The sequence below is a fragment of the Aeromonas sp. SG16 genome, from assembly GCF_024436135.1.
Classification (GTDB): domain Bacteria; phylum Pseudomonadota; class Gammaproteobacteria; order Enterobacterales; family Aeromonadaceae; genus Aeromonas; species Aeromonas jandaei.
Genome location: NZ_JANFNW010000005.1, coordinates 79,109 through 102,738 on the forward strand (window position 1 = coordinate 79,109; position 23,630 = coordinate 102,738).

General features: G+C 59.5%; 21 protein-coding genes. 5 read left to right on the forward strand and 16 right to left on the reverse strand.

Annotated elements, in window-relative coordinates; translation table 11 throughout:
- Positions 1 to 101 precede the first annotated feature (101 nt).
- The 5 genes from NOM67_RS13575 (at position 102) to yacG (ending at position 3,874) form a co-directional block, all read left to right on the forward strand.
- Positions 102 to 1,343, forward strand: a complete 1,242-nt coding sequence (locus NOM67_RS13575; protein ID WP_255937914.1) for a type II secretion system F family protein — start codon at positions 102 to 104, stop codon at positions 1,341 to 1,343.
- 61 nt (positions 1,344 to 1,404) lie between these two features.
- Positions 1,405 to 2,277: an A24 family peptidase gene (locus NOM67_RS13580; RefSeq protein WP_255937916.1), complete on the forward strand. Its 873-nt coding sequence runs from the start codon at positions 1,405 to 1,407 to the stop codon at positions 2,275 to 2,277.
- Positions 2,278 to 2,294: 17 nt separating this feature from the next.
- Complete coding sequence (gene coaE, locus NOM67_RS13585) at positions 2,295 to 2,903, forward strand: dephospho-CoA kinase (protein ID WP_255937918.1); 609 nt, start codon at positions 2,295 to 2,297, stop codon at positions 2,901 to 2,903.
- 44 nt (positions 2,904 to 2,947) lie between these two features.
- Entirely contained in the window at positions 2,948 to 3,670 is a 723-nt protein-coding gene (gene zapD / locus NOM67_RS13590) for a cell division protein ZapD (RefSeq protein ID WP_041210678.1), read from the forward strand.
- A 9-nt stretch (positions 3,671 to 3,679) separates the two neighbouring features.
- On the forward strand, positions 3,680 to 3,874 hold the full coding sequence (yacG, locus tag NOM67_RS13595) for a DNA gyrase inhibitor YacG (protein WP_005336142.1): 195 nt from the start codon (positions 3,680 to 3,682) through the stop codon (positions 3,872 to 3,874).
- A gap of 72 nt (positions 3,875 to 3,946) precedes the next feature.
- On the opposite strand, the gene mutT is transcribed toward yacG, so the two are convergent.
- The 16 genes from mutT to ftsL form a co-directional block, all read right to left on the reverse strand.
- The gene (mutT, locus tag NOM67_RS13600; RefSeq protein ID WP_216995041.1) at positions 3,947 to 4,351 is read right to left on the reverse strand and encodes an 8-oxo-dGTP diphosphatase MutT; all 405 of its coding nucleotides are present in this window, start codon (positions 4,349 to 4,351) and stop codon (positions 3,947 to 3,949) included.
- Positions 4,352 to 4,425: 74 nt separating this feature from the next.
- Complete coding sequence (gene secA / locus NOM67_RS13605; RefSeq protein ID WP_255937927.1) at positions 4,426 to 7,146, reverse strand: preprotein translocase subunit SecA; 2,721 nt, start codon at positions 7,144 to 7,146, stop codon at positions 4,426 to 4,428.
- A 59-nt stretch (positions 7,147 to 7,205) separates the two neighbouring features.
- Positions 7,206 to 8,111 carry a M23 family metallopeptidase gene (locus NOM67_RS13610; protein ID WP_255937930.1) on the reverse strand — a complete coding sequence of 302 codons (906 nt, stop codon included), beginning with the start codon at positions 8,109 to 8,111 and terminating at the stop codon, positions 7,206 to 7,208.
- A gap of 140 nt (positions 8,112 to 8,251) precedes the next feature.
- On the reverse strand, positions 8,252 to 9,175 hold the full coding sequence (gene lpxC, locus NOM67_RS13615) for a UDP-3-O-acyl-N-acetylglucosamine deacetylase (protein WP_005336146.1): 924 nt from the start codon (positions 9,173 to 9,175) through the stop codon (positions 8,252 to 8,254).
- Between the two features lie 99 nt (positions 9,176 to 9,274).
- Entirely contained in the window at positions 9,275 to 10,426 is a 1,152-nt protein-coding gene (ftsZ, locus tag NOM67_RS13620) for a cell division protein FtsZ (RefSeq protein WP_005336147.1), read from the reverse strand.
- Between the two features lie 39 nt (positions 10,427 to 10,465).
- Entirely contained in the window at positions 10,466 to 11,725 is a 1,260-nt protein-coding gene (gene ftsA, locus NOM67_RS13625; RefSeq protein WP_005336148.1) for a cell division protein FtsA, read from the reverse strand.
- The gene (locus tag NOM67_RS13630; protein WP_033115385.1) at positions 11,706 to 12,458 is read right to left on the reverse strand and encodes a cell division protein FtsQ/DivIB; all 753 of its coding nucleotides are present in this window, start codon (positions 12,456 to 12,458) and stop codon (positions 11,706 to 11,708) included. Before NOM67_RS13630 ends, ftsA begins: the two co-directional genes overlap by 20 nt.
- A 98-nt stretch (positions 12,459 to 12,556) precedes the next feature.
- On the reverse strand, positions 12,557 to 14,011 hold the full coding sequence (gene murC, locus NOM67_RS13635) for a UDP-N-acetylmuramate--L-alanine ligase (protein ID WP_071913394.1): 1,455 nt from the start codon (positions 14,009 to 14,011) through the stop codon (positions 12,557 to 12,559).
- Between the two features lie 109 nt (positions 14,012 to 14,120).
- Positions 14,121 to 15,203, reverse strand: coding sequence for an undecaprenyldiphospho-muramoylpentapeptide beta-N-acetylglucosaminyltransferase (gene murG, locus NOM67_RS13640; protein ID WP_255937937.1), 1,083 nt, complete (start codon positions 15,201 to 15,203; stop codon positions 14,121 to 14,123).
- On the reverse strand, positions 15,203 to 16,384 hold the full coding sequence (gene ftsW, locus NOM67_RS13645; RefSeq protein ID WP_041210684.1) for a cell division protein FtsW: 1,182 nt from the start codon (positions 16,382 to 16,384) through the stop codon (positions 15,203 to 15,205). Before ftsW ends, murG begins: the two co-directional genes overlap by 1 nt.
- A complete protein-coding gene (gene murD / locus NOM67_RS13650; RefSeq protein ID WP_255937942.1) occupies positions 16,381 to 17,664 on the reverse strand; it encodes a UDP-N-acetylmuramoyl-L-alanine--D-glutamate ligase in 1,284 nt (427 codons plus the stop codon). The genes ftsW and murD overlap by 4 nt, the downstream gene beginning before the upstream one ends.
- 4 nt (positions 17,665 to 17,668) lie before the next feature.
- A complete protein-coding gene (gene mraY / locus NOM67_RS13655; RefSeq protein WP_005341701.1) occupies positions 17,669 to 18,751 on the reverse strand; it encodes a phospho-N-acetylmuramoyl-pentapeptide-transferase in 1,083 nt (360 codons plus the stop codon).
- Positions 18,745 to 20,100, reverse strand: coding sequence for a UDP-N-acetylmuramoyl-tripeptide--D-alanyl-D-alanine ligase (gene murF, locus NOM67_RS13660; protein ID WP_201912974.1), 1,356 nt, complete (start codon positions 20,098 to 20,100; stop codon positions 18,745 to 18,747). Before murF ends, mraY begins: the two co-directional genes overlap by 7 nt.
- Positions 20,097 to 21,581, reverse strand: coding sequence for a UDP-N-acetylmuramoyl-L-alanyl-D-glutamate--2,6-diaminopimelate ligase (murE, locus tag NOM67_RS13665; RefSeq protein ID WP_255938196.1), 1,485 nt, complete (start codon positions 21,579 to 21,581; stop codon positions 20,097 to 20,099). Before murE ends, murF begins: the two co-directional genes overlap by 4 nt.
- Complete coding sequence (locus NOM67_RS13670) at positions 21,562 to 23,316, reverse strand: penicillin-binding transpeptidase domain-containing protein (RefSeq protein WP_033115391.1); 1,755 nt, start codon at positions 23,314 to 23,316, stop codon at positions 21,562 to 21,564. The genes murE and NOM67_RS13670 overlap by 20 nt, the downstream gene beginning before the upstream one ends.
- The gene (ftsL, locus tag NOM67_RS13675) at positions 23,313 to 23,627 is read right to left on the reverse strand and encodes a cell division protein FtsL (RefSeq protein ID WP_005341708.1); all 315 of its coding nucleotides are present in this window, start codon (positions 23,625 to 23,627) and stop codon (positions 23,313 to 23,315) included. Before ftsL ends, NOM67_RS13670 begins: the two co-directional genes overlap by 4 nt.
- Positions 23,628 to 23,630: the final 3 nt, after the last annotated feature.

Below are 23,630 nucleotides of genomic sequence, written 5' to 3' on the forward strand. Positions count from 1 at the left end.
AAAGATATTGACCGGATAACAGTCGGCCGCTGAGGCAAGACATCAAATCTGACGGCTCAGGGGTTATCCTCTTCCCTCCAGTCCATTTGCAGGATGCATCGATGGCAACGCTGATCAAGAAAACCAATGCCCCAAAAAAAGTCTTCGCCTTTCGCTGGCAAGGGGTAAACCGCAAAGGACAAAAAGTCTCTGGTGAGCTTCAAGCAGAGAACATAGCCACAGTGAAGGCAGAGCTGCGCAAGCAGGGCGTCAATGTCACCAAGGTTGCCAAGAAGAGTCAGGGGCTCTTCTCCAAGGGCGGCGCCAAGATCAAACCGATGGATATTGCCATCGTATCGCGCCAGATCACTACCATGCTATCCGCCGGTGTCCCTCTGGTACAAAGCCTGCAAATCATCGCCCGCAGCCACGAAAAAGCATCCATGCGCGAACTGATGGGAGAAATAGCCGCTGATGTAGAAACCGGCACCCCCATGTCGGAAGCGCTGCGCCGCCATCCTCTCTATTTCGATGACCTCTATTGCGATTTAGTTGAGGCTGGCGAGCAGTCCGGCGCACTGGAAACCATCTATGACCGCATCGCCACCTATCGGGAAAAATCAGAAGCACTCAAGTCGAAGATCAAGAAGGCGATGTTCTACCCAACCATGGTTATCCTGGTTGCGATTGTCGTTACCTCCATCCTGTTGCTGTTCGTCATCCCGCAATTCGAAGACATCTTCAAGAGCTTCGGCGCCGAACTCCCCATTTTTACCCAGTTTGTTATCGGCATCTCCCGCTTTATGCAGAACTGGTGGTATGTCTTCTTCGGCGGAACTGCACTGGCCATCTTTCTCTATGTCCGAGCCTGGCGAGCCTCCCAGAAAGTAAAAGACAATACCGACAAGTTTGTGCTCACTATTCCGGTAGTCGGGATGATCCTGCACAAAGCCGCCATGGCCCGCTTTGCCCGCACCCTGTCGACTACCTTCTCAGCCGGTATCCCGCTGGTAGATGCGCTTATTTCAGCTGCAGGAGCCTCGGGTAACTACGTCTATCGCACCGCCGTGATGGCCATTCGCAACGAGGTGGTAGCCGGCATGCAGATTAACGTGGCGATGCGAACCGTGGATCTTTTCCCCGACATGGTGATTCAGATGGTGATGATCGGTGAGGAGTCCGGCGCCATCGATGATATGCTCTCCAAGGTCGCCACCATCTTCGAACAGGAGGTGGATGATCTGGTCGATGGCCTCACCAGCCTGCTGGAACCTCTTATCATGGTGGTGCTCGGGGTGCTGGTCGGCGGCATGGTTATCGCCATGTACCTCCCCATCTTCAAGCTGGGCGACGTGGTAGGCTGATTTATCAGGGCATGGCACCACAACCATGCCCTCCCCCTCATTTGATAACTGACGGTTGGTTATGACACTTCTTCTCGAGCTGGCTCACGGATTGCCCTGGCTCTACTTCTCGCTGGTTTTTATTTTCTCCCTGATGCTCGGCAGCTTTCTCAACGTGGTGATCCATCGCTTGCCCATTATGTTGGAACGGGAGTGGCAGGCTGAATATCGAGGCTACTTCACCCCCGAGGAAGAGCCAGCAACCGAACCGCGCTACAACCTGATGGTACCGCGCTCGGCCTGCCCCCATTGCGGCCATGCCATCACAGCACTGGAAAACATCCCGCTGATGAGCTGGCTCTGGCTCAAGGGACGGTGCAGTGAGTGCCAAGCCCCTATCTCAGCCCGCTATCCGCTGGTTGAACTGCTGACAGCACTGCTCTCGGTGGCAGTAGCCATGGTGATAACGCCGGGATGGGGTACACTGGCTGCTCTGCTGCTGACTTGGGTATTGGTGGCCCTAACCTTTATCGATCTCGACAAGATGTTGCTGCCAGACCAGCTCACCCTGCCGCTGCTGTGGGGCGGTTTGCTGTTCAACCTGAGCGGTGGTTTTGCACCGCTTGCTGATGCGGTGATCGGCGCCATGGCGGGCTATCTGGTGCTCTGGAGCCTCTACTGGGCTTTCAAACTGCTGACCGGCAAGGAAGGGATGGGCTATGGCGACTTCAAGTTGCTGGCGGCACTAGGAGCCTGGCTCGGCTGGCAGGCACTGCCGATCATACTGCTGCTTTCATCCCTGGTTGGTACCATCATCGGCATCTCGCTCATTGCCCTGCGCAAACACCATCAGGGTAACCCCATCCCCTTTGGCCCCTACCTCGCCATCGCGGGCTGGATTGCGCTGCTATGGGGCGATACCATCACCCGCTGGTATCTCACCACCATCCTCTAAAACAGGCGCTCTGACTCATGTATGTAGTTGCAATAACCGGCGGCATCGGCAGCGGCAAGACCACCATCGCCAATCAGTTTGCCGAGCTGGGTATCGAGGTGGTGGATGCCGATGTGATCGCCCGCGAGGTCGTTGAGCCGGGCACCCCTGCTCTTGCCGCCATCGCCGACCATTTTGGCCCGAATGTGATTGAGCCGAGCGGTCAACTCGACCGCCGCACCCTGCGCGAACGGGTTTTCAGTGATCCGTCGGCCAAAGCATGGCTCAATGCCCTGCTCCACCCGCTCATTCGCAATGAGATGCAGCGCCAGTGCGCCGCAGCCCGCTCACCTTATTGTCTGCTGGCCGTGCCGCTGCTGGTGGAAAACAAACTCACCGGTCTGGCCAATAGGGTACTGGTAGTCGATGTGGACGAGGCGACCCAAATCGAGCGCACCTGCCGCCGGGATGGCGTTACCGCCGAACAGGCCAAGGCCATCATCGCGGCACAGGCGAGCCGGTCGGAGCGCCTGGCAGCGGCGGATGATGTCATCGAGAACCTCAATGGCAGCGAAATGGCGATAAAAGCGCGGATTTTAACGCTGCACGAAACATATCTGGCATTTGCCTCTCAACAAGCTGGTTAACAGTGAGTACACTAGGCCGGATTTATGGCTGGCCAGGATTAGGCATGATTTACGATTTCCCCCTCAATGAAAAAAGCCGGACCTATCTTCGTCTGGAATCCCTGTTTTCCCAGATCCGCGACAATCTGGAGAACGACCAGCCCTGGGCTCATATCGCCTTCTTCAAAGGGTTGTTCGATCTGCAGGAGCTGCTGGAGCGTGGTGACCTGCGTGCCGACCTGATCAAGGATCTCGAGCGTCTCGGCCAGCGCCTGAGCCACTGGGCCAGCCTGCCCGACGTCGATCTGGAGCAGATCAAGCAGATGCAGCACGAGAGCAGCCAGCTCTCCCGCAGCCTGCTCAACTCCCCGCGTCCCGGCGCTCGCCTGAAAGAGGATCGCCTGCTCGGCTCTATCCGTCAGCGCTTCTCCATCCCGGGTGGCCTGTGTGCCTTCGACGTACCGCAGTTGCACCACTGGCTCGGTACGCCAGCCATTACCCGCCATCAGCAGATGCAGCTGTGGCTTAGCGACATCACCCTGCTGATGAATGCCATCACCCTGTTGCTGCGCCTGTGGCGCGAATCAGGCAGTTTCAGCGAGCAGGTAGCGACCAATGGTTTCTTTCAGGACACCGCCGAGAGCGCCGAGCTTATCCGCATCAAGCTGCCGGGCAACCTCTGCTGCTACCCCACCCTGAGCGGCCACAAGAACCGCTTTGCGCTGCGCTTCCTGCCAACCGGCGAACAGCCGATTGGCGATGTGCCATTCCAGCTCGCCTGCTGCTAGGGAGTGCTTATGGTCACCAAGGTAAAGTGCCCGACCTGCCAGAGCGAAGTGGAATGGGGCCCGCAGAGCCCGTTTCGCCCCTTCTGCAGCAAGCGCTGCCAGCTGATCGATCTCGGCGAGTGGGCCGATGAGGAGAAGCGGATCCCCGGAGAGATCAACCCGGATCTGCTGCCGGAGCCAGAAGAGGGCGACCAGTGGCTATAAGCCAGAGCTCGCTCAATTCTGCAAAGTAAGAAGGGCCATACGGCCCTTTTTTCATAGCTAGATAACGGCAGGTTACGCTTGAGCCGCCTGCAGACGCGCCACAATCGGGCCGTTGGCATCGGGGAAGTGGTAATTGTGCAATTCGACGACCGGCACCCATAAACACTCCTGACCCTCTTTACCAAATGGTTCACCGCTGAAACGGGTCACCTTCCAGATATCGAGCAGTACCTGCTTCTCTGGATAGTCGTGATGCAGCTCCATGAAGGGAGCACAATCCTGCACCCGGATCCCGATCTCTTCCCACAGCTCCCGATCCAGCGCTGTCAGCAGATCCTCACCGGACTCCACCTTGCCGCCGGGAAACTCCCAGCGATCGCCCTGATGACGGTCGGAAGAGCGCTTGGCAATGAAGATATCGCCCCGTTCGTTCTCGATGACGCCAACGGCCACCCAGATCCGTTTTTTCTGTTCCATCAATTACCTCTGTTCGCTTGTTGCCACCAATAACAAGGCGGGCACTGGGCCCGCCTTTTATGGCATCGGGTCGATCAGGTCAACTGACCGTGGCAATGCTTGTACTTCTTGCCGGAGCCACACGGGCAGGGATCGTTACGGCCGATCTTCTGCTCGTCGCGCACGAAGGTGGTGTGACCCTCGGCAGCACTTTCCTCTTCGTCCGCCAGCTGGTTCTCAGCGGCAGCGTGGGTGTAGGTGCGGGGGGCAGACTCGGCCTGCTGGCGCTGCTGCTCTTCCATCGCCTCCACATCGCGCTCCTGCACCTGAACCCGGCTCAGGATGCTGACCACGTCGCGCTTGAGAGTTTCCAGCATCTGGGTGAACAGATCGAAGGACTCGCGCTTGTACTCCTGCTTGGGGTTCTTCTGGGCGTAGCCGCGCAGATGGATGCCCTGACGCAGGTGATCCATGGCCGCCAGATGCTCTTTCCAGAGGCCATCCAGAGTCTGCAGCATCACCGCTTTCTCGAAGTTGCGCAGCACCTCTTTGCCGACCAGCTCCTCCTTGTGGGCATAGAGCTTGGTGGCTTCATCCAGAATGCGCTCGCGCAGCTTCTCTTCATACAGCTTGTCATCTTCCGCCAGCCACTGCTGCAGCGGCAGATCGAGGGCGAAGTCGGCCTTCAGGCGTGCTTCCAGACCTGGCACATCCCACATCTCCTCCAGAGACTGGGGCGGAATGTACTCATCGATGATGGCGCCATAGACGTCATCGCGGATAACGTGAATGGTCTCGGAGATGTCGTTGGTATCCAGCAACTCGTTGCGCTGCTCGTAAACCACCTTGCGCTGGTCGTTGGCAACGTCATCAAACTCCAGCAGGCTCTTGCGGATGTCGAAGTTGCGACCTTCCACCTTGCGCTGGGCGTTTTCAATCGCCTTGGTCACCCACGGGTGCTCGATGGCCTCGCCCTCTTCCATGCCCAGCTTCTTCATCATGCCGGTCACGCGATCGGAGGCGAAGATCCGCATCAGGGTATCTTCCATGGAGAGATAGAAACGGGAGGAGCCCGGGTCACCCTGACGACCGGAACGGCCGCGCAGCTGGTTGTCGATACGACGGGACTCGTGACGCTCGGTACCGATGATATGCAGACCGCCGGCAGCCAGCACCGCATCGTGACGCACCTGCCAGGCCGCTTTCAGCTCGGCAACCTGTGCCTCGGTCGGATTCTCCAGCTTGGCGATCTCCGCCTGCCAGTTGCCCCCGAGCACTATGTCGGTACCACGACCCGCCATGTTGGTGGCGATGGTGACCGCGCCAGTCTGGCCAGCCTGGGCAACGATCTCCGCTTCCATGGCGTGGAACTTGGCGTTCAGCACCTGGTGCGGGATCTTCTCCTTGTTGAGAATGCCGGAGAGCAGCTCGGAGTTTTCGATGGAAACGGTACCTACCAGTACTGGCTGGCCACGCTCCACGCACTCGCGGATGTCCTTGACGATGGCGGCATACTTCTCGTTGGCGGTCAGGTAGACCAGATCGCCCATGTCTTTACGCACCATCGGCTTGTTGGTCGGGATAACCACGGTATCCAGGCCATAAATCTGCTGGAATTCAAACGCTTCGGTATCAGCAGTACCGGTCATGCCCGCCAGCTTGTTGTAGAGACGGAAGTAGTTCTGGAAGGTGATGGAAGCCAGAGTCTGGTTCTCGTTCTGGATCTTGACCCCTTCCTTCGCCTCGACCGCCTGATGCAGACCATCGGACCAGCGACGACCCGGCATGGTACGGCCGGTATGCTCGTCAACGATGACGATCTCGTCCTTCTGCACGATGTAGTCGACGTTGCGCTCAAACAGGGTATGGGCGCGCAGACCGGCGTTGACGTGGTGCAGCAGGCTGATGTTGGTGGCAGAGAACAGGGAGTCGTTCTCGTCCAGCAGCCCCTCTTTCTTGAGCAGCTCTTCCACGAAGATCTGGCCGTTTTCGGTCAGCAGCGCCTGACGGTTCTTCTCGTCTACCGTGTAGTGACCGTCGCCGGTGTACTCTTCGGTATCTTCCTTGTCCTGCTTGACCAGCAGCGGGATCAGCTTGTTGACGCGAATATAGAGCTCGGAGCTGTCTTCCGCCGGGCCGGAGATGATGAGCGGGGTACGGGCTTCGTCGATGAGCACCGAGTCCACCTCATCCACCAGCGCGTAGTTGAGCGGACGCTGGACGCGCTGCTCGGGCGAGAACGCCATGTTGTCGCGCAGGTAGTCGAAACCGAATTCGTTGTTGGTACCGTAGGTGATGTCGGCCGCATAGGCGTCACGCTTCTGGGACGCATCCATGCCCGGCACGTTGCACGCAACGGTCATGCCGAGGAAGGAAAACAGCGGGCGGTTTGCCTCGGCGTCACGCTTGGCCAGATAGTCGTTCACAGTCACGACGTGGACGCCGCGGCCGCTCAGGGCATTCAGGTAAGCCGGCAGGGTCGCGGTCAGGGTCTTACCCTCACCGGTCTTCATTTCAGCGATGCGGTTGGAGTTCAGCACCATGCCGCCGATCAGCTGCACGTCGAAGTGACGCATGCCAAATACCCGCTTGGAGGCTTCGCGCACAGTGGCGAAGGCTTCCGGCAGCAGCTGCTCCAGGGTCTCGCCCTGCTCCAGACGCTGGCGGTACTCGGCCGTCTTGGCCTGCAGCTCGGCATCCGAGAGAGCCTCGAACTGCGGCTCCATGGCATTGATCTGTTTTACAATTTTGCGCAAAGCCTTGAGCGTTCTGTCGTTCCGGCTGCCGATAATCTTGGTAAGCAGTGTGCTAATCATGGGTACCAACTATTTCTGGTTATATAAAGCGTTCCGTCACTGGAACCTGAAGAAAAAACCTAACCCCGGCTGGCACTGAGAAAGCGTGCGGGGTTTACCTGACGACCATCTTTCAACACTTCGTAATGCAAATGGACCCCGGTCGCGCGACCGGTGCGTCCCATCAAGGCAATCTTCTGCCCCTGATCAACCAGGGTGCCCACCTCGACCAGCAACTTGGAGTTGTGGGCATAGCGGGTGACCAGACCATTGCCGTGATTAATCTCCACCATGTTGCCAAATTCCGGATGACGGCCGGCCCAGCTGACAATGCCGGGCCCGGTGGCCAGAATGGGGGTCCCGGGTTTGCCACGGTAATCCACCCCTTTGTGCATCTTGGCACGCCCGTTGAACGGATCGACCCGTCCGCCAAAGCCGGACGAGACCCAGACTCGCTCCTGCTTGACCGGCGTGCCGGAAATAAAACCGGCATCGGTGATATGGTGATTCATGATGAAAGATTCAAGTACCGACAGCTGCTCTTCGCGACTGCTGAGCTGTTGGCTGAGATGTTTCATGGAGGCTTGCAGCTCGTTGAGGCTCACTTCCAGATCTTCATCGTAAGAGGGGCCGCCCATCGGGGGCAGCTCTTTGAAATTGAACTCTTCGGGATCGAGGTCGGCCTGCTCGGTCAGCCGTTCGCCAAGGGCATTCAGACGGCCAAGCTGACCCTGCATGGTGCCCACCTGGGCTGCCAGCATCGCCAGCTGCTCGCGGGCCTCATCGCCGCTCTGGTCTACGGAACGCTGTTCGGCCATGGCCAGCGCCACTTCAAGCGCATCCATCTTCTGCTGCCAGCTCTGCCAGAGCCAGCCGCAACCAAGGGCCAACAGGGAGAAAACAATACCGCCGACCCATGCCAGACGTTGTTTTGGTAAGTGCAACCTGCGTCGCTGCTTGCCGTGGAGGATCAGGGTAATGCTCATAGAAATCAGTCTGCTCGGTCAGGTGCGGCCATGGGCCTGCACGGGAAATAAAACCGGGAGATAGTCGGTATTAAAGGATGGAGTAAACAAATGACGGAACGTCGGTGCGGAGAGGAGACCGACGTTCCGTTGCACAGCTATCAGGCCAGAACCAGACCGTTATCGTAGTAAGCGATAGGCGCTTTGTCGCCCTCACCCTCGAAGGTCACCAGTTCCCAAGCCTCCTGCTCGGCCAGCAGGGCACGCAGCAGTTTGTTGTTCAGGGCATGCCCTGTCTTGTAAGCGCGGAACTCACCGATAATGCTGCGGTTGCACATATAGAGGTCACCGATTGCGTCCAGCATCTTGTGCTTGACGAACTCGTCCTCGTAACGCAGACCATCTTCGTTAAGTACCCGGTAGTCATCCAGTACCACGGCGTTTTCCAGGCTTCCGCCCAGCGCCAGATTCTGGGAACGCAGGTACTCGATATCACGCATGAACCCGAAAGTACGGGCACGGCTGATCTCTTTCACGAAGGAGGCACCGGAGAAATCCAGTACACAACGCTGGTTGCGCCCTTCAAAGACCGGATGCTGGAAATCGATCTCGAGATCCATTTTGAAGCCGTTGCGATAGGGGTGGAATTCCGCCCACTTGTCGCCATCTTCAACACGGATGCTCTTCTTGATCCGCACAAACTGCTTGGCAGCATTTTGCTCACGGATCCCGACTTCCTGCAGCAGGTAGATAAAGGGATGCGCACTGCCATCCATTACCGGGATCTCAGGCGCGTCAACCTCGACGTAGAGGTTGTCGATCCCCATCCCGGCCAACGCGGCGGAGAGGTGCTCAATGGTAGAGACACGCACGCCGGCTTCGTTGACCAGAGCGGTACAGAGCACGGTATCACGCACCTGATCGGCATTGGCTGGCAGCTCCACCACAGGATTCAGGTCGGTACGCAAGTAAACGATCCCTGTATTCACAGGAGCCGGACGGAATGTCATAGTGACTTTCCGGCCCGAATGCAGGCCGACGCCAGTCGCCTGAACACTCGTTTTCAAGGTTCTTTGTCTAATCATGGGTGTACCCTAAACAGCTTAAAATCCGGACCAGATGGTCGTTGGCAGGCCATCTTAGCACATTCCTTAAGCAACAGACAAACACGCCTCATAAGAGACTTAGTCTGCCTGCTTGCGCAGGAACGCCGGAATATCCAGATAATCCGGTTCACGACGGGCTTGCGGCTCGGCGTTAACCACCTTGGCCGGGGCTTCGTCCATCACGCGGCCCTGCATCATGTCGCTGACCAACGGCTGACGTACCGGGCGCTCTTGCACCTGACTGCTCTTGACTAGCGTGATGTCCGGCTTGCGCTCGGCACCGATACCGGTGGCAACCACGGTCACACGCAGTTCGTCGTGCATTTCCGGATCGATTACGGTACCCACTACTACAGTGGCGTTCTCGGAAGCGAAGGCCTTGACCGCGTTACCCACGGTTTCGAACTCTTCGATGGTCATGTCCATGCCGGCAGTGATGTTAACCAGGATGCCGCGGGCACCGGCCAGATCTACGTCTTCCAGCAGCGGGCTGGAGATAGCCTTCTCGGCAGCTTCTTCGGCACGGTCATCACCGGAAGCGGAACCGGTACCCATCATGGCGGTACCCATTTCGCGCATAACAGTACGCACGTCCGCAAAGTCGACGTTGATCAGGCCCGGACGGGTGATCAGCTCGGCAATGCCCTGTACCGCGCCAAGCAGCACATCGTTGGCCGCCTTGAAGGCGTCCAGCAGGGAGATGCCACGACCCAGCACCTTCAGCAACTTGTCGTTGGGGATGGTGATCAGGGAGTCGACGTTCTTGGAGAGCTCTTCGATACCGTGCGCAGCGAAGCCCATCCGCTTCTTCCCTTCGAATGAGAACGGCTTGGTGACCACGGCCACGGTCAGGATGCCCATTTCGCGCGCCACTTCGGCCACGATCGGCGCAGCACCGGTACCGGTACCACCGCCCATACCGGCAGCGATGAACACCATGTCGGAGCCGGTCAGCAGCTCACGCAGCGCTTCGCGATCTTCCATAGCCGCATCACGGCCCACTTCCGGGTTGGCGCCAGCACCCAGACCCTTGGTGATACCACCGCCGATCTGCAGAGTGGTGTTGGCACTGGAGTTGCGCAGTGCCTGAGCGTCGGTGTTGACGGTAATGAACTCGACACCTTCGATGTTTTGACGAACCATGTGTTCGACAGCGTTGCCGCCGCCGCCACCTACACCGATCACTTTAATGACGGCTTCGTCAGTGTGGCTATCCATAAATTCAAACATGTTGTCTCTCCGCTTTATTTGCCTGACTCAGCAAAATTCTTAAAACTCGCCACGCAGCCAGTTGCTGACCCGTTTGACCAGACCACCGACGCTTGCCTTGGCGGCATATTCTTTGTTGCTACCTGTTGCCTGATGTGTACGGCCGTACTGCAGCAACCCGACCGCAGTCGAGTACACCGGCGCCTGCACATAATCACTCAAGCCACGAATATTCATGGGCTCCCCTACCCGAACCTGGCTCTGGAAGATCTGCTCTGCACACTCCACAATGCCTTCGATCTGGGCAGCGCCGCCGGTCAAGACCACACCGGCTGCCAGCTGATGCTTGACCCCCTGCGCTTTCAATTCGCTTTGTACCCGCACCAGCTCATCATTCACCATGGAGAGCAACTCGGTGTAGCGGGGCTCGATTACTTCAGCCAGTGTCTGCCGCTGCAGGCTGCGCGCCGGACGACCGCCGACACTGGGCACTTCAATATTGTCTTCCTTGCTGACCAGACGACCGAGAGCGCAGCCGTAGCGCACCTTGATCGCTTCTGCGTCGAGCGGCGGCGTGCCGAAGGCGTAGGCGATGTCGCTGGTTACAGTGCTGCCAGCGTACGGGATCACCTTGGTGTGGCGCAGGGCACCGCCGGTAAACAGCGACATGTCCATGGTGCCACCACCAATGTCTACCACGCAGACACCCAGCTCTTTCTCGTCTTCGGTCAGCACGGCATAGCTGGAGGCCAGCGCGGAGAAGATCAGCTGATCGACTCGCAGACCCACTTTCTCGACACACTTCTCGATGTTGCGAGCCATGTCGTTATGGCAGGTGATGAGATGCACCTTGGCCGCCATCCGTACACCGGAGAGACCGACCGGATTCTTGATCCCTTCCTGATAGTCGATGGCAAACTCTTGCGGCAGCACGTGCAATACCCGCAGTTCATCCGAGAGGCGGACCGACTTGGCGGTATGGATCACGTTGTCCACGTCTTCCTGAGTCACCTCTTCGTCAGAGATGGGTACCATGCCGGTCTCGTTGCGGCAGTCGATATGCTTGCCGGACAAGCCGAGGTAAACCGAGCTGATCTGGCAATCCGCCATCATCTCGGCCTCTTCCACCGCACGGCGCAGTGACTTGACCACGGAGTCGAGGTCGTTGACCCCGCCCTTCTCCATCCCGCGGGAAGCGTGACTGCCCATACCGATGACGTTCAGTTCACCGTCCGGCAATACTTCACCGACCAGAACCGCCACTTTGGTTGTGCCGATATCCAGTCCGACAATCAAATTCCTATCTGCGGTGTTGGTCATGCACTTTCTCTTCGCTCTTCTTCCAGCCAACTGCCACTCCGGTATCGTATCGAAGATCCACGTACGCAACCTGCGCGCGGGGTTCGATAGCCGGGAAGGCATCGATAAACCGCTGCAACCGGAGCGCTATGTCGTTACGCCCCAGAAACAGCTTGATATTGCCATCCAGGGTCAGTTCCCAGGCATGGCGGGGGGTCAGATTCACCCCCAGCAACTTGTATCCCTTGGCAGCCAGTTGCGCTTCGTACTGCCGACTCTCTTTCAACACCATGGCGGCCTGGTCATCCGGCCCCGACAGCTGCAACAGCGGTGTCTTGACCCGATCCGGTGCACTGAACACCTTGCCTTTGGTGTTAACGAAGCGGTTGCCGTTCCAACGCGCCGCCACGTCCTGTTCTGTCAGGTAGACCTTGATCTTGTTCGGCCACTTCTTGCGTACCGATACCGAGGCTACCCATGGCAAGGCATTAAGCCGTGCCTGCAATTCGTTAACATCCAACTCGAAGAAGTTGCGTGACTCTGCGCCATCCAGCACGGCCAGTCGCAGCTCTTCGGTTTCCAGATACTGGTGTTGCCCCTGCAGCAACAGCTCGCTCATGGGCAACCGGTTGGCATCCGTCAGCCAACCTTTAACATCCAGCGCAGTCCGGTAGCAGCCCCATATCACCAGCAGGAAAAACATCACGCCTGCGATGAAGCCGCCCTTGGTGCGCCCCTGTGCCCTTGCCTCCACCCGCTCGATCCCCGTGTAACGCGCTAAACCGGCCTTTTGACAGACCGGTTCGCCATTATATAGGCCCCGGCTTGGCGGTCAAAATACTCATTGGGCCCTCAGGCACCAGATTTCATGCTATCTATGCTCAATTTCATCTCGCCGAGACGACGGGCCAGCGCTCCGACGTTCCCCGCCCCCTGAGTCAGCACCAGATCCCCTTCGCCAACCAGGTCGGCCAGCACGGCCGGCACGTCATCTGGCGTGGCCACAAAGATGGGTTCCAGATTGCCGCGCGAACGGATGGAGCGGCACAGCGCACGACCATCTGCCCCCGGGATCGGATCCTCGCCGGCAGCATAAACCTCCAGCATTACCAGCACGTCTACCTTGGAGAGCACGTCAGCGAAGTCTTCGTAAAGGTCGCGAGTGCGGGTGTAGCGATGCGGCTGGAACACCATGACCAGACGCTTCTCCGGCCAGCCGGCCCGAGCAGCATTGATGGTCACCTTCACTTCGCTCGGATGGTGACCATAATCGTCGACCAGCATCGCCTTACCGCGGCCGGTTTCGAACTCGCCATACTGCTGGAAGCGGCGGCCTACCCCTTCAAACTTGGCCAGCGCACGGATGATGGCATCGTCGCTGACTCCGTCTTCCGTCGCGACAGCAATCGCCGCGGCAGCGTTCAAGGCGTTGTGGATCCCCGGCAAGTTGAGGGTGACCTGCAACTCACCCGCATCTTTGCGGCGCACCCGGAAGCAGCTGTGGTTGGTGGTCTGGACAAAATCCAGCACCTGCACATCCGCATCGTCAGAGAGACCGTAAGTAAGGGTCGGGCGGGCAATCTCGGGCAACATGCCACGGATCACCGGATCATCGATGCAGACCACCGCCAGACCGTAGAAAGGCAGGTTGTGGAGAAACTCGATGAAGGTGGCCTTCAGCTTGGAGAAATCACCGCCGTAGGTATCCATGTGATCCGCTTCGATGTTGGTCACGATAGAGACCATTGGCTGCAGATGCAGGAAGGAGGCGTCGCTCTCGTCCGCTTCGGCTATCAGATAACGGCTGCTGCCCAGACGGGCATTGGTACCAGCGCTGTTGAGCAGGCCACCGATAACGAAGGTCGGATCGCGGTCGGCTTCGGCATAAATGCTCGCCACCAGACTGGTGGTGGTGGTCTTGCCATGAGTACCGGCGATGGCGATACCGTGACGGAAACGCATCAGCTCGGCCAGCATCTCGGCACGGCGCACTACCGGGATCCGCAGTTCGCGGGCAGCCAGCAGCTCGGGGTTGTCCTGCTTGATAGCAGTGGAGACCACGACCACGCTGGCACCGTTGACGTGCTCGGCACTGTGGCCAGTAAAGATATGGGCGCCCAAAGCCTCAAGCCGCTCGGTTACCGCATTGCGAGCCAGATCAGAACCCGTTACCTGATACCCTTCGTTGGCAAGCACTTCGGCGATCCCGCCCATACCGGCACCACCGATACCGATAAAATGGATGCGACGCACGCGGCGCATTTCGGGGATCACAGTACGCAGTTTTGCCAGTTCAACCTTGGTCATAATCATCTCTTTAGTCTGCCGCAAGCCGTTTGCTCTCAAACGGCCTCATCTCACAGCATCAATCTACAAAGGGGTGAGTCTGCACGGCGTGGCCAGTGCAATCTCATCCTTACTCTTTATTTGTCTGCCCTGCGGCGAGTCGTTTGCACTCGTCAGCAACCCGCTCTGCCGCATCGGTAATAGCGACGCGACGGGCGGCCTTGGCCATGTTAAACAACGTCTCCCTGCGCCCGGCGAGCCAGGAGAGACGCGCAGCCAGCGAGGCTGTGGTCAACTCGGACTGGGGCAGGAACTCAGCCGCACCGCCATCGACCAGGGTCAAGGCGTTGCGGGTCTGGTGATCATCTACTGCATGGGGCAGCGGCACGAAGATGGCAGCCACACCGGCAGCAGCCACTTCGGAGACAGTCAGTGCCCCCGCCCGGCAGACCACCAGGTCGGCCCAGGCATAGGCTCCCGCCATATCCTTGATAAATTCGCTTACCTCGGCATTGATACCGTGCTGGGCATAGGCCGCGTTGACGGTGTCGCTATTGCCCTTGCCACACTGGTGACGCACCTCGATAGGCACACCAGCCGCAGCGACCGCCGCGGGCACCTGCTCGTTGAGCACGCGAGCCCCCAGACTTCCACCCACAATCAGCAGATGCAACGGCTCACTGCTGCTTCGCAGTTGCGGATCCGGCAGTGCGACCACTTCGGGGCGAACCGGGTTACCCACTACGGCAGTGCGGCGACTCGGTGCAAACGCCCCCGGGAATGCCATCAACACCCGCTTGGCGATACGCGCCAGCAGCTTGTTGGTCATACCGGCTGCTGCATTCTGTTCGTGCAGCAGCAACGGGATGCCGGAGAACCAGGCCGCCACGCCACCCGGGCCGGAGGCAAAGCCGCCCATGCCGAGCACGACATCCGGGCGAATGGTTTTGAGCACCTGACGCGCCTGCAGCACGGATTTCACGATGCGATAGGGCGCCGCCAGCAGCCGCTTGATGCCGTTGCCACGCACCCCCTGAATATCGATAAAGGAGATAGGATAGCCATGGGCTGGTACCAGCTCGGCTTCCATCCGGTCGGCGGTGCCCAGCCAGTGGACAGTCCAGCCCTGCTCCTTCAATCGATCGGCTACGGCCAGACCCGGGAAGACATGTCCCCCGGTACCACCTGCCATCACCAACAGCGTCTTGCTCACTAAACCTCCCGCACCCGCGCCTGGGCTGTCGCCTGACGCAACTCAAAATCGATTCGAATCAACATGCTCACTGCCACCGTCATGATGATGAGACTGGAGCCACCGTAACTCACGAGCGGCAAGGTCAACCCTTTGGTCGGCATCATGCCGCTAGCCGCGCCAACGTTAACGAAGGTCTGGAAACTGAACCAGATCCCGATACCGATGGCCAGATAACCGTCATAGAGGCGATCGGCAGCAAGAGCCTTGTGGCCCAGCTTCAACGCCTTGACCGCCAGTGCGAAGATCAGGAACAGGGCACCCAGCACACCGGCGTAGCCGAGCTCTTCACCGAGGATCGCAAAGACGAAGTCGGTATGCGCTTCCGGCAGGTACTCCATCTTCTGGATCGAGTTGCCCAGCCCTTCGCCGAACCAGCTGCCGCGGCCAAACGCCATCAGCGACTGTGTCAGCTGGTAGCCACTGCCAAACGGATCGGCCCAGGGATCCATAAAGGAGGTAACCCGCCGCATCCGGTAAGGCTCGACGATGATCAGCATCACCACGGCACCTACGCCAGCACCGATTAGGGTCAGGAACTGGCCGAGTCGGGCGCCCGCCAGAAAGAGCATGCCGAACGAGGTCACGAACATCACCACGGTGGAACCCAGGTCAGGTTGCAGCAGCAACAGGACGGCCAGCACCCCGAATACAGCCAGCGGCTTGAGGAAGCCAATCCAGGCTTCACGCACCTCGTTCTGGCGCCGCACCAGATAACCGGCCAGATAGACAAAGAGCGCCAGCTTGCCGAATTCGGCAGGCTGCAGGTTGAACGGGCCGAGCGGTAACCAGCGCACCGCACCATTGACGTTGCGTCCCACCAGCAGCACCAGCACCAGCATCAAGATAGCCAGCAGCAGCATGGGGCCGTTATGTTCCTGCCAACGCGCCATCGGCACCTGCAGTACGAACCAGGAGATGCCAAGCGCCATCACCAGAAACATGGCGTGACGTTTCACGAACATGAAGGGATCGTCACCCAGAGAGATCCCCTCGGGGATCGAGGCGGATGCCACGATCACCACCCCGAGCGCCATCAGCGCAAGCGCCAGCACGACCAGCTGCCGATCATATAGACCGGCCGGACGAGCCGGCAACAACCAGCGCTGGAAAAGACCTGCTGCTGCGCGAAGGGCGTTCATAGCGCCATCACCATCTCGGTGAAGCGATCTCCGCGCACCTCGAACGACTTGAACTGATCCAGACTGGCACAGGCGGGAGCCAGCAGCACCCAGTCACCGGGCTTGGCATCGGCAGCCGCCTTGGCAACAGCGGCAGCCAAGTCGGCAACCCGTTCGGTCTGCTCACCCAGCGCCAGCAGCACCTCGGCATCCTGGCCGAAGCAGTACATGTGATCGATCTGGTTGCCCAGCAGCGCTTGAATGGGGCCAAAATCCTGCCCCTTGCCCTGACCACCGGCCAGCAACAACAGCCGTCCCCTGACCGACTCGCGCACACCGGCAACGGCAGCAAGAGTCGCACCCACGTTGGTCGCCTTGGAGTCGTTGATCCAGCGCACTCCGTTTACCTCGCGCACGAAGCGGGCACGGTGCGGCAGGCCTTCAAAACGGCGCAGCACGATGAGTTGCGCCGCGCGGGGAATACCAACCGCATCGCACAGCGCCATGGCGGCAAGGGCGTTGGCCTGATTGTGGGCGCCGACGATCTTCATCTCGTCCACCGCGATCAGGGGCTCGCCGTGCAGGGTCAGCCAGTAACGACCATCCAGCAGGCAGCGGCCGTAACCATTGCAGTCGAGACCAAAGCTCTGCCACACCTGACCCACATCAGGCAGGGTCTGGGCATCGTCACGGTTGACCAGAATATGTTTGGAGTTCTGATGGATCTCCATCTTGGCTGCGCGGTAATCGGCCATGCCCTGATAGCGATCCATATGATCTTCGGAGAGGTTGAGCACCACGGAGGCGGCAGCACGCAGGCTATAGGTGGTCTCCAGCTGGAAGCTGGAGAGCTCCAGCACGCAGAGATCCATCGGCTGCTTGAGCAGATCGAGCGCCGGCGTCCCTATGTTGCCACCCACACCGACATTGAGTCCGGCTTCGGCAATCATCTCGCCCACCAGCGTGGTCACTGTGCTCTTGCCGTTGGAGCCGGTGATGGCGATGACCGGTGTCTGGGTCTCGCGCACAAACAGCTCGATATCCCCGATTATCTGCACACCACGCTCGGCAGCCGCTTTCAATTCGGGGGTCGCCAAGGCAATGCCCGGGCTCGCTACGATCATGTGCGCCTGCTTGAGCAGCGCCTCGTCGAGCCCGTGGATCAGCTCCACCTCCGGCGGCAGTTGATCCTTGCCGGGCGGGTTGGAGCGGGTATCCATCACCAGTGGCGTCACGCCACGGCCGAGGAAGTAGTCGACGCAGGAGAGTCCGGTTTTACCCAATCCGATGATGATGACCATGGCCTTACCTCACCTTCAGGGTGGCAAGACCCAGCAGCACCAGCACGAGGGTAATGATCCAGAAGCGCACGATAACGCGCGGCTCCGGCCAGCCCTTCTTCTCGTAGTGGTGATGGATCGGCGCCATGCGGAATATCCGCACGCCGCGCAGCTTGTATGAACCCACTTGCAGGATCACCGAGACGGTCTCCATCACGAAGACCCCGCCCATGATCACCAGCAGAAACTCCTGACGAACCAGCACGGCGATGGTACCGAGCGCGCCGCCCAGCGCCAGCGAGCCGACGTCGCCCATGAAGACCTGTGCTGGATAGGTGTTGAACCAGAGGAAGCCCAGACCCGCCCCCACGATGGCGGTACAGACAATCACCAGTTCAGAGGTATAGGGAACATAGGGAATATGCAGGTAGCTGGCGAAGTTGACGTTACCGGTCGCCCAGGCGATAAACGCAAAGCCGCCCGCCACCATCACGGTCGGCATGATGGCCAAGCCATCCAGACCATCGGTCAGGTTGACCGCGTTGGAGGTACCGACGATGACAAAGTAGGTCAGCAGGATGAACATCAGGCCAAGTTGCGGCATCACATCCTTGAGGAAGGGCACCACCAGCTGGGTCTGACCATCGTGGGTGGCAGTTGCATAGAGGAATACCGCCACTCCCAGCGCAACGGCGGATTGCCAGAAGTACTTCCAGCGGGCGATCAGACCGTCAGTGTTCTTGCGCACCACCTTGAGGTAGTCGTCGGCAAAGCCGATGGCACCGTAGGCGCCCAGCACAAACAGCACCAGCCAGACATAAGGGTTGTCGAGGCGGCACCAGAGCAACACGGAAGTGAAGATGGCGGCAATGATCATCAGGCCACCCATGGTCGGGGTACCCCGCTTGCTGAGGTGAGACTCGGGACCATCGTTGCGAATCACCTGACCGAACTTCAGGATCTGCAGGCGACGAATGAGGCGCGGCCCCATCCAGAGCGCAACTCCCAGACCGGTAATGATCGACAGGATGGCGCGAAACGTCAGGTAGGAGAAGACGTTGAAAAAGGTGAAGTGCGGGGTGAGCAGTTCAGCCAGCCAGACTAGCATGCGGCTGACTCCTGATGGTCGACGACCATCTTGACGATATCTTCCATGCGGGAGCCACGGGCACCTTTGACCAGAATCGAAATTTCCTGATGTGTATTAATCATTTGCGCAAGCACTTCAAACAACGACGCCTTGTTATCGAAATGTCGGCCAGCCGCGGCATCTGCGGTATGGCGACTCTCTTCCCCCACTGTCAGCACGGCATCCAGACCGCACTCGCGGGCATGATGGCCAACCCGGGCATGTTGCTCGGCAGACTCCTCACCCAGTTCCCGCATGTCACCGAACACCAGCACCTTGAAGCCGCTCATGGCGGTCAGGGCATCGATGCCCGCCAGCACGGACTCCACGCTGGCATTGTAGGTATCGTCCACCAGGGTCAGACCGCCCCAGTGCTGAACACAGAAGCGTCCCTTGACCGGAGCCATCTGCTCCAGACCGGCTTTGACCGAGGCCAGAGAAGCACCAAGTGCCAGGGTACCGGCAGCAGCAGCCAGCGCATTGGCCACGTTATGGCGGCCGGGGATCGCCAGAGTCAGGCTCACCTCGCCCTGCGGGGTTACCATGACGAACTCGGCACACCCCTGAGCGTTGAGAACCACATCGCGAGCATGGAACGGCTGGCTCTGATCTTCGATGGAGAAGGCGCAGCGAATGCCACGCTCGCGCCATTTCGGCCAGAATTCGTTGTCGGCGTTGACGATGGCGGTGCCGCCTTCGCTCAAGCCCTCAAAAATTTCGCTCTTGGCGTGGTAGATCCCCTCAAGAGAGCCGAAGCCCTCAAGATGGGCAGCTGCGACGTTGTTGATGATGGCGGCATCGGGCTTGGCCAGCGAGGTAGTCCAGGCGATTTCGCCCGGATGGTTGGCCCCCAGCTCCATCACCGCAAACTTGTGTTGCGGCTCGAGACGCAGCAGGGTGAGCGGCACACCCACCTCATTGTTGAAGTTGCCAGCGGTGGCCAGCACCTCTCCTTCATGACGCAGGATGGCGGTGGCCATCTCCTTCACCGTGGTCTTGCCACAGCTGCCGGTGATAGCCAGCACTTTCGGGTTGATGCGCTCACGCACCAGTTTGCCGAGACGGCCCAACCCCTTGAGGGTATCGGCTACCACCAGTTGGGGAATGGCCAGCGGCAGTTCGCGCTCGACCAGCAGGGCAGAGGCCCCTGCCGCCAGCGCCTGATCGCAAAAGTCGTGGGCATCGAAGCGCTCGCCGCGCAGTGCAACAAACAAAGCGCCAGCACCCAGAGTACGGGTATCGGTGCTGACTGCAGTAATCTCGCCATCTTCACCAATCAGACGGGCATCAAGCACCTGCGCCAGGTCGGCAAGCCTGAGGGTCATCATTTGAATGACTCCATTAATGTGTGCAAAGCAGCGGCGACGGTTTCCCGGTCGCTATAGTGCCGCTTGTCGGTTCCAATGATTTGATAATCCTCGTGGCCTTTGCCGGCCACCAGAATGATGTCCTGTTTGCTAGCCTGACGGATGGCCAGGTTGATCGCCTTGACCCGATCGTGCTCGACCTGCACCGCAGCAGGATCACGAAGACCCGCCACCATGTCGGCCATGATCCGGGCCGGCTCCTCGGTACGGGGGTTGTCGTCGGTCAGGATCACGCGATCCGCATACTGTTCAGCCATGGCTGCCATCATGGGGCGCTTGCCGCGATCCCGATCACCACCACAACCGACCAGACACCAGAGCTGGCCTTTGCAATGCACTCGCAGTGCCTGCAGCGCCTTGTCCAGCGCGTCCGGAGTGTGGGCATAATCGACCACGGCAAGGGGCGCATCACCGCCGCCAAAGCACTCCATGCGACCGGTCACCGGCTGCAATTTCGGGGCAGTTGCCAGCAGCTCGTCGAAGTCATAGCCGAGTACCAGCATGACACCCATCGCCGCCAGCACATTGCTGACGTTGAAGCGCCCGAGCAAGGGGGCGGATAATACACCATTCCCCCAGCTGGAGTTAATCTGCGCGCGAAAACCTTGCTGGTGAAAATCGAGTTGCTGCGCCGTTAACTGACGGCCGGAATGGTTTTCAATCGGGCCATTAACGCTGAACGCCACCGCTGAGGAATATTTTTCGAGCCACTTGGCACCCAACTCGTCATCGAGGTTGATCACCGCATTGGGCTCATCGACCAGCTGCAGCAGCTGCTCCTTGGCGGCACCATAGGCCTCCATGGTGCCGTGGTAGTCGAGGTGATCCCGACTCAGATTGGTGAATACCACGGCAGCAAACGGCAAGGCGGCAACCCGATGTTGCACCAGACCGTGGCTGGAGACCTCCATCGCCACCAGATCCGCCCCCTGCTCTTGCAGGGTGGCCAGATTGGCTTGCACCTGAATGGCGCTGCCAGTGGTGTTTTCCGCTTCGATCAGGTTGCCAAACAGACCGTTACCGATGGTGCCCATCACGCCAGCCTTGCCACCCAGCAGGGTGCGCCAGTTGGCGACCAGCAGCGCAGTGGTGCTCTTGCCGTTGGTCCCCGTGATCCCCACCAGCTCCAGTTTTTTGGCTGGCTGATCGTAGAAATAGCCTGCGAGGGCGGAGAGATGAGCAGGCAAATCGCGCATTCCGATGCAGGGAACGGAAACTGCGGGCGCGATAAATTCACCGTCCTCCTCAAACACAACAGCGGTCGCTCCCTGAGCCACCGCCTGTTCGATAAACCGTCTGCCATCCACCTGATGGCCGCGAATGGCCACGAAGAGAGAGGCGGGGCCGACCCGCCGGCTATCCAGCTGGATATCGGTCAGGGCAAGCGCCGGCGCCGTAATGCCGAAGGGGCGCAGTAATGAATCAAGTGCGCGGTGCAACAGGAGCCTCCGTACTGGCGAGTTTGGTGGGTACCGAAGGGGGTACCGCATCCGGACGAATATTGAAGAGTTGCAGTACCCCGCCCATGGCCTCTGCAAACGGCGGGGTCGCCACGGCGCCACCATAATAGGCGCTGCCTTTTGGCTCGTTGATTACCACCACCATGACGAAACGGGGATCACTGGCCGGGGCGAAGCCGGCAAACCAGGCCATGTAATCCTTGCCATAGCCACCTGCAACGGCGACCTTGGCGGTACCACTCTTGCCGCCTACCCGGTAGCCCGGGATCTTGGCCTTGGGAATGGCGTTGTCGACCACGTATTCCAGCGCCTGCAGCATGGCGGAGGCGTTGTTGTGGTCTATCACCTGCTCACCCTTGGGCGGCGTGGTGACCTTGACGATGGAGATGGGCACCCGCTTGCCCTTGTTGGCCAGGGTGGCGTAGGCGGAAGCCAGTTGCAGCGGGGTAACCCGCAGACCATAACCAAATGAAAGGGTCGCCCGCTCGATATCGGACCAGCGGCGACGCTGGGGCAGCATGCCGCTGCTCTCGCCCATCAGGCCGCTACCGGTATCCATACCGAAGCCAAACATGCTGAGAGTGTTGATCATCTCCTGCGCCGGCATCCGCAGCGCGATGCGCGACATACCGATGTTGGAGGAGTAGCGCAGAATGTCGTAGAGGTTGGTCGCCCGGTGGATACTGACGTCCTTGATCTGCTTTGCGCCGATAAAGAGCGGCCCGCCCTGAATGAAGTCTTTCCAGCTGGTGACACCGGCTTGCAAGGCACTGAGCAAAATCAATGGCTTGACAGTAGAGCCCGGCTCGTAGGTATCGGTGACCACCCGGTTGCGCACCCGGAAACTCTGATACTGACCGCGGTTGTTCGGGTTGTAGGAGGGGGTGTTGACCATGGCGAGCACTTCACCGGTCTTGATATCCAGCATCACCATGGAGCCGGATGTCGCCTTGTTCTCGTCGGTGGCCCGCTTGAGCGCACGATAAGCCAGCGCCTGTACCCGTTGATCGATACTGAGCTGCAGATCGTTGGCGTTCTTGCCCTCCTTGACGATGCCAAGGCGTTCGATGACCCGCCCCTGACGATCCTTGCGCACCCGCATCTCGCCCGGTGTTGCGGTCAGCCACTCGTCATAGCTGCGCTCGATACCCTCGATGCCGTGGCCATCGATGTTGGTCACCCCAACCAGATGGGCACTGATCTCACCGGTCGGATAGAAGCGGCGCGACTCGGGACGCAGATAGACACCGCCCAGCTTGAGCCCCTTGATATATTCCGAAACGGCAGGGGTTACCTGACGCTGCAGATAGACAAAACGCTTGCTGGGATTGGCGATCCGTTGTTTGAGGGTATTGATGTCGATCTTGAGCACAGCAGAGAGCGCCATCCAGGCTCGCTCGTTGTGAATTGCGCCAGACTCGTGCACCGTCTTGGGGTCTGCCCAGACCGCTTCGACCGGCACGGATACCGCCAGCTGTTCACCGTTGCGATCGGTGATCATGCCGCGCACCGCTTGGGTAGAGGTGGTACGAAGGGAGCGCATGTCCCCCTCCTGGCGCAGGCGGTCAGGGTTGATCACCTGGATCCAGGCCAGACGAAGGATCAGCCCAACAAATGCGATGCCGATGAATACGACCAGCGTGCGAAAGCGCCACGGATAGATCGAGGGCGCTTTGACGTTCGCTTTGGCAGCTTTGGCTGTAGCCTTGCGTTTCATGGCAGGGTAATTACCTTCTCGGTGGTCACCAGAGGGCGACCCATTTGTAACTTGTCCATCGCCAGAGTGGCCACCCGGGAATGTTCTGCCAGGGTGCCCTGCTCCAGCAGGAGGTGCCGCCATTCGATATTGAGGCGATCCTCTTCGGCCATCAGGTCGTTCTGTTTGGCAGTCAGGCCGCGCGTCATGTTGGTCACCAGGATCACGGCAAATGCAGTCACCAGCACGGCGACCGACAACAGGATCTGCAGCTTGTGCCGCCAGAGATCCGCAACGATCTCCTTGGCAAGGTGGACACGCACTTCGCTCATCGC

Bases quoted from the DNA above. Each gene is read 5' to 3' on its own strand.
- NOM67_RS13575 (WP_255937914.1), top strand. From the start codon at position 102: ATGGCAACGCTGATCAAGAAAACCAATGCCCCAAAAAAAGTCTTCGCC.
- NOM67_RS13580 (WP_255937916.1), top strand. From the start codon at position 1,405: ATGACACTTCTTCTCGAGCTGGCTCACGGATTGCCCTGGCTCTACTTC.
- coaE (WP_255937918.1), top strand. From the start codon at position 2,295: ATGTATGTAGTTGCAATAACCGGCGGCATCGGCAGCGGCAAGACCACC.
- zapD (WP_041210678.1), top strand. From the start codon at position 2,948: ATGATTTACGATTTCCCCCTCAATGAAAAAAGCCGGACCTATCTTCGT.
- yacG (WP_005336142.1), top strand. From the start codon at position 3,680: ATGGTCACCAAGGTAAAGTGCCCGACCTGCCAGAGCGAAGTGGAATGG.
- mutT (WP_216995041.1), bottom strand. From the start codon at position 4,351: ATGGAACAGAAAAAACGGATCTGGGTGGCCGTTGGCGTCATCGAGAAC.
- secA (WP_255937927.1), bottom strand. From the start codon at position 7,146: ATGATTAGCACACTGCTTACCAAGATTATCGGCAGCCGGAACGACAGA.
- NOM67_RS13610 (WP_255937930.1), bottom strand. From the start codon at position 8,111: ATGAGCATTACCCTGATCCTCCACGGCAAGCAGCGACGCAGGTTGCAC.
- lpxC (WP_005336146.1), bottom strand. From the start codon at position 9,175: ATGATTAGACAAAGAACCTTGAAAACGAGTGTTCAGGCGACTGGCGTC.
- ftsZ (WP_005336147.1), bottom strand. From the start codon at position 10,426: ATGTTTGAATTTATGGATAGCCACACTGACGAAGCCGTCATTAAAGTG.
- ftsA (WP_005336148.1), bottom strand. From the start codon at position 11,725: ATGACCAACACCGCAGATAGGAATTTGATTGTCGGACTGGATATCGGC.
- murC (WP_071913394.1), bottom strand. From the start codon at position 14,011: ATGACCAAGGTTGAACTGGCAAAACTGCGTACTGTGATCCCCGAAATG.
- ftsW (WP_041210684.1), bottom strand. From the start codon at position 16,384: ATGAACGCCCTTCGCGCAGCAGCAGGTCTTTTCCAGCGCTGGTTGTTG.
- murD (WP_255937942.1), bottom strand. From the start codon at position 17,664: ATGGTCATCATCATCGGATTGGGTAAAACCGGACTCTCCTGCGTCGAC.
- mraY (WP_005341701.1), bottom strand. From the start codon at position 18,751: ATGCTAGTCTGGCTGGCTGAACTGCTCACCCCGCACTTCACCTTTTTC.
- murF (WP_201912974.1), bottom strand. From the start codon at position 20,100: ATGATGACCCTCAGGCTTGCCGACCTGGCGCAGGTGCTTGATGCCCGT.
- NOM67_RS13670 (WP_033115391.1), bottom strand. From the start codon at position 23,316: ATGAAACGCAAGGCTACAGCCAAAGCTGCCAAAGCGAACGTCAAAGCG.
- ftsL (WP_005341708.1), bottom strand. From the start codon at position 23,627: ATGAGCGAAGTGCGTGTCCACCTTGCCAAGGAGATCGTTGCGGATCTC.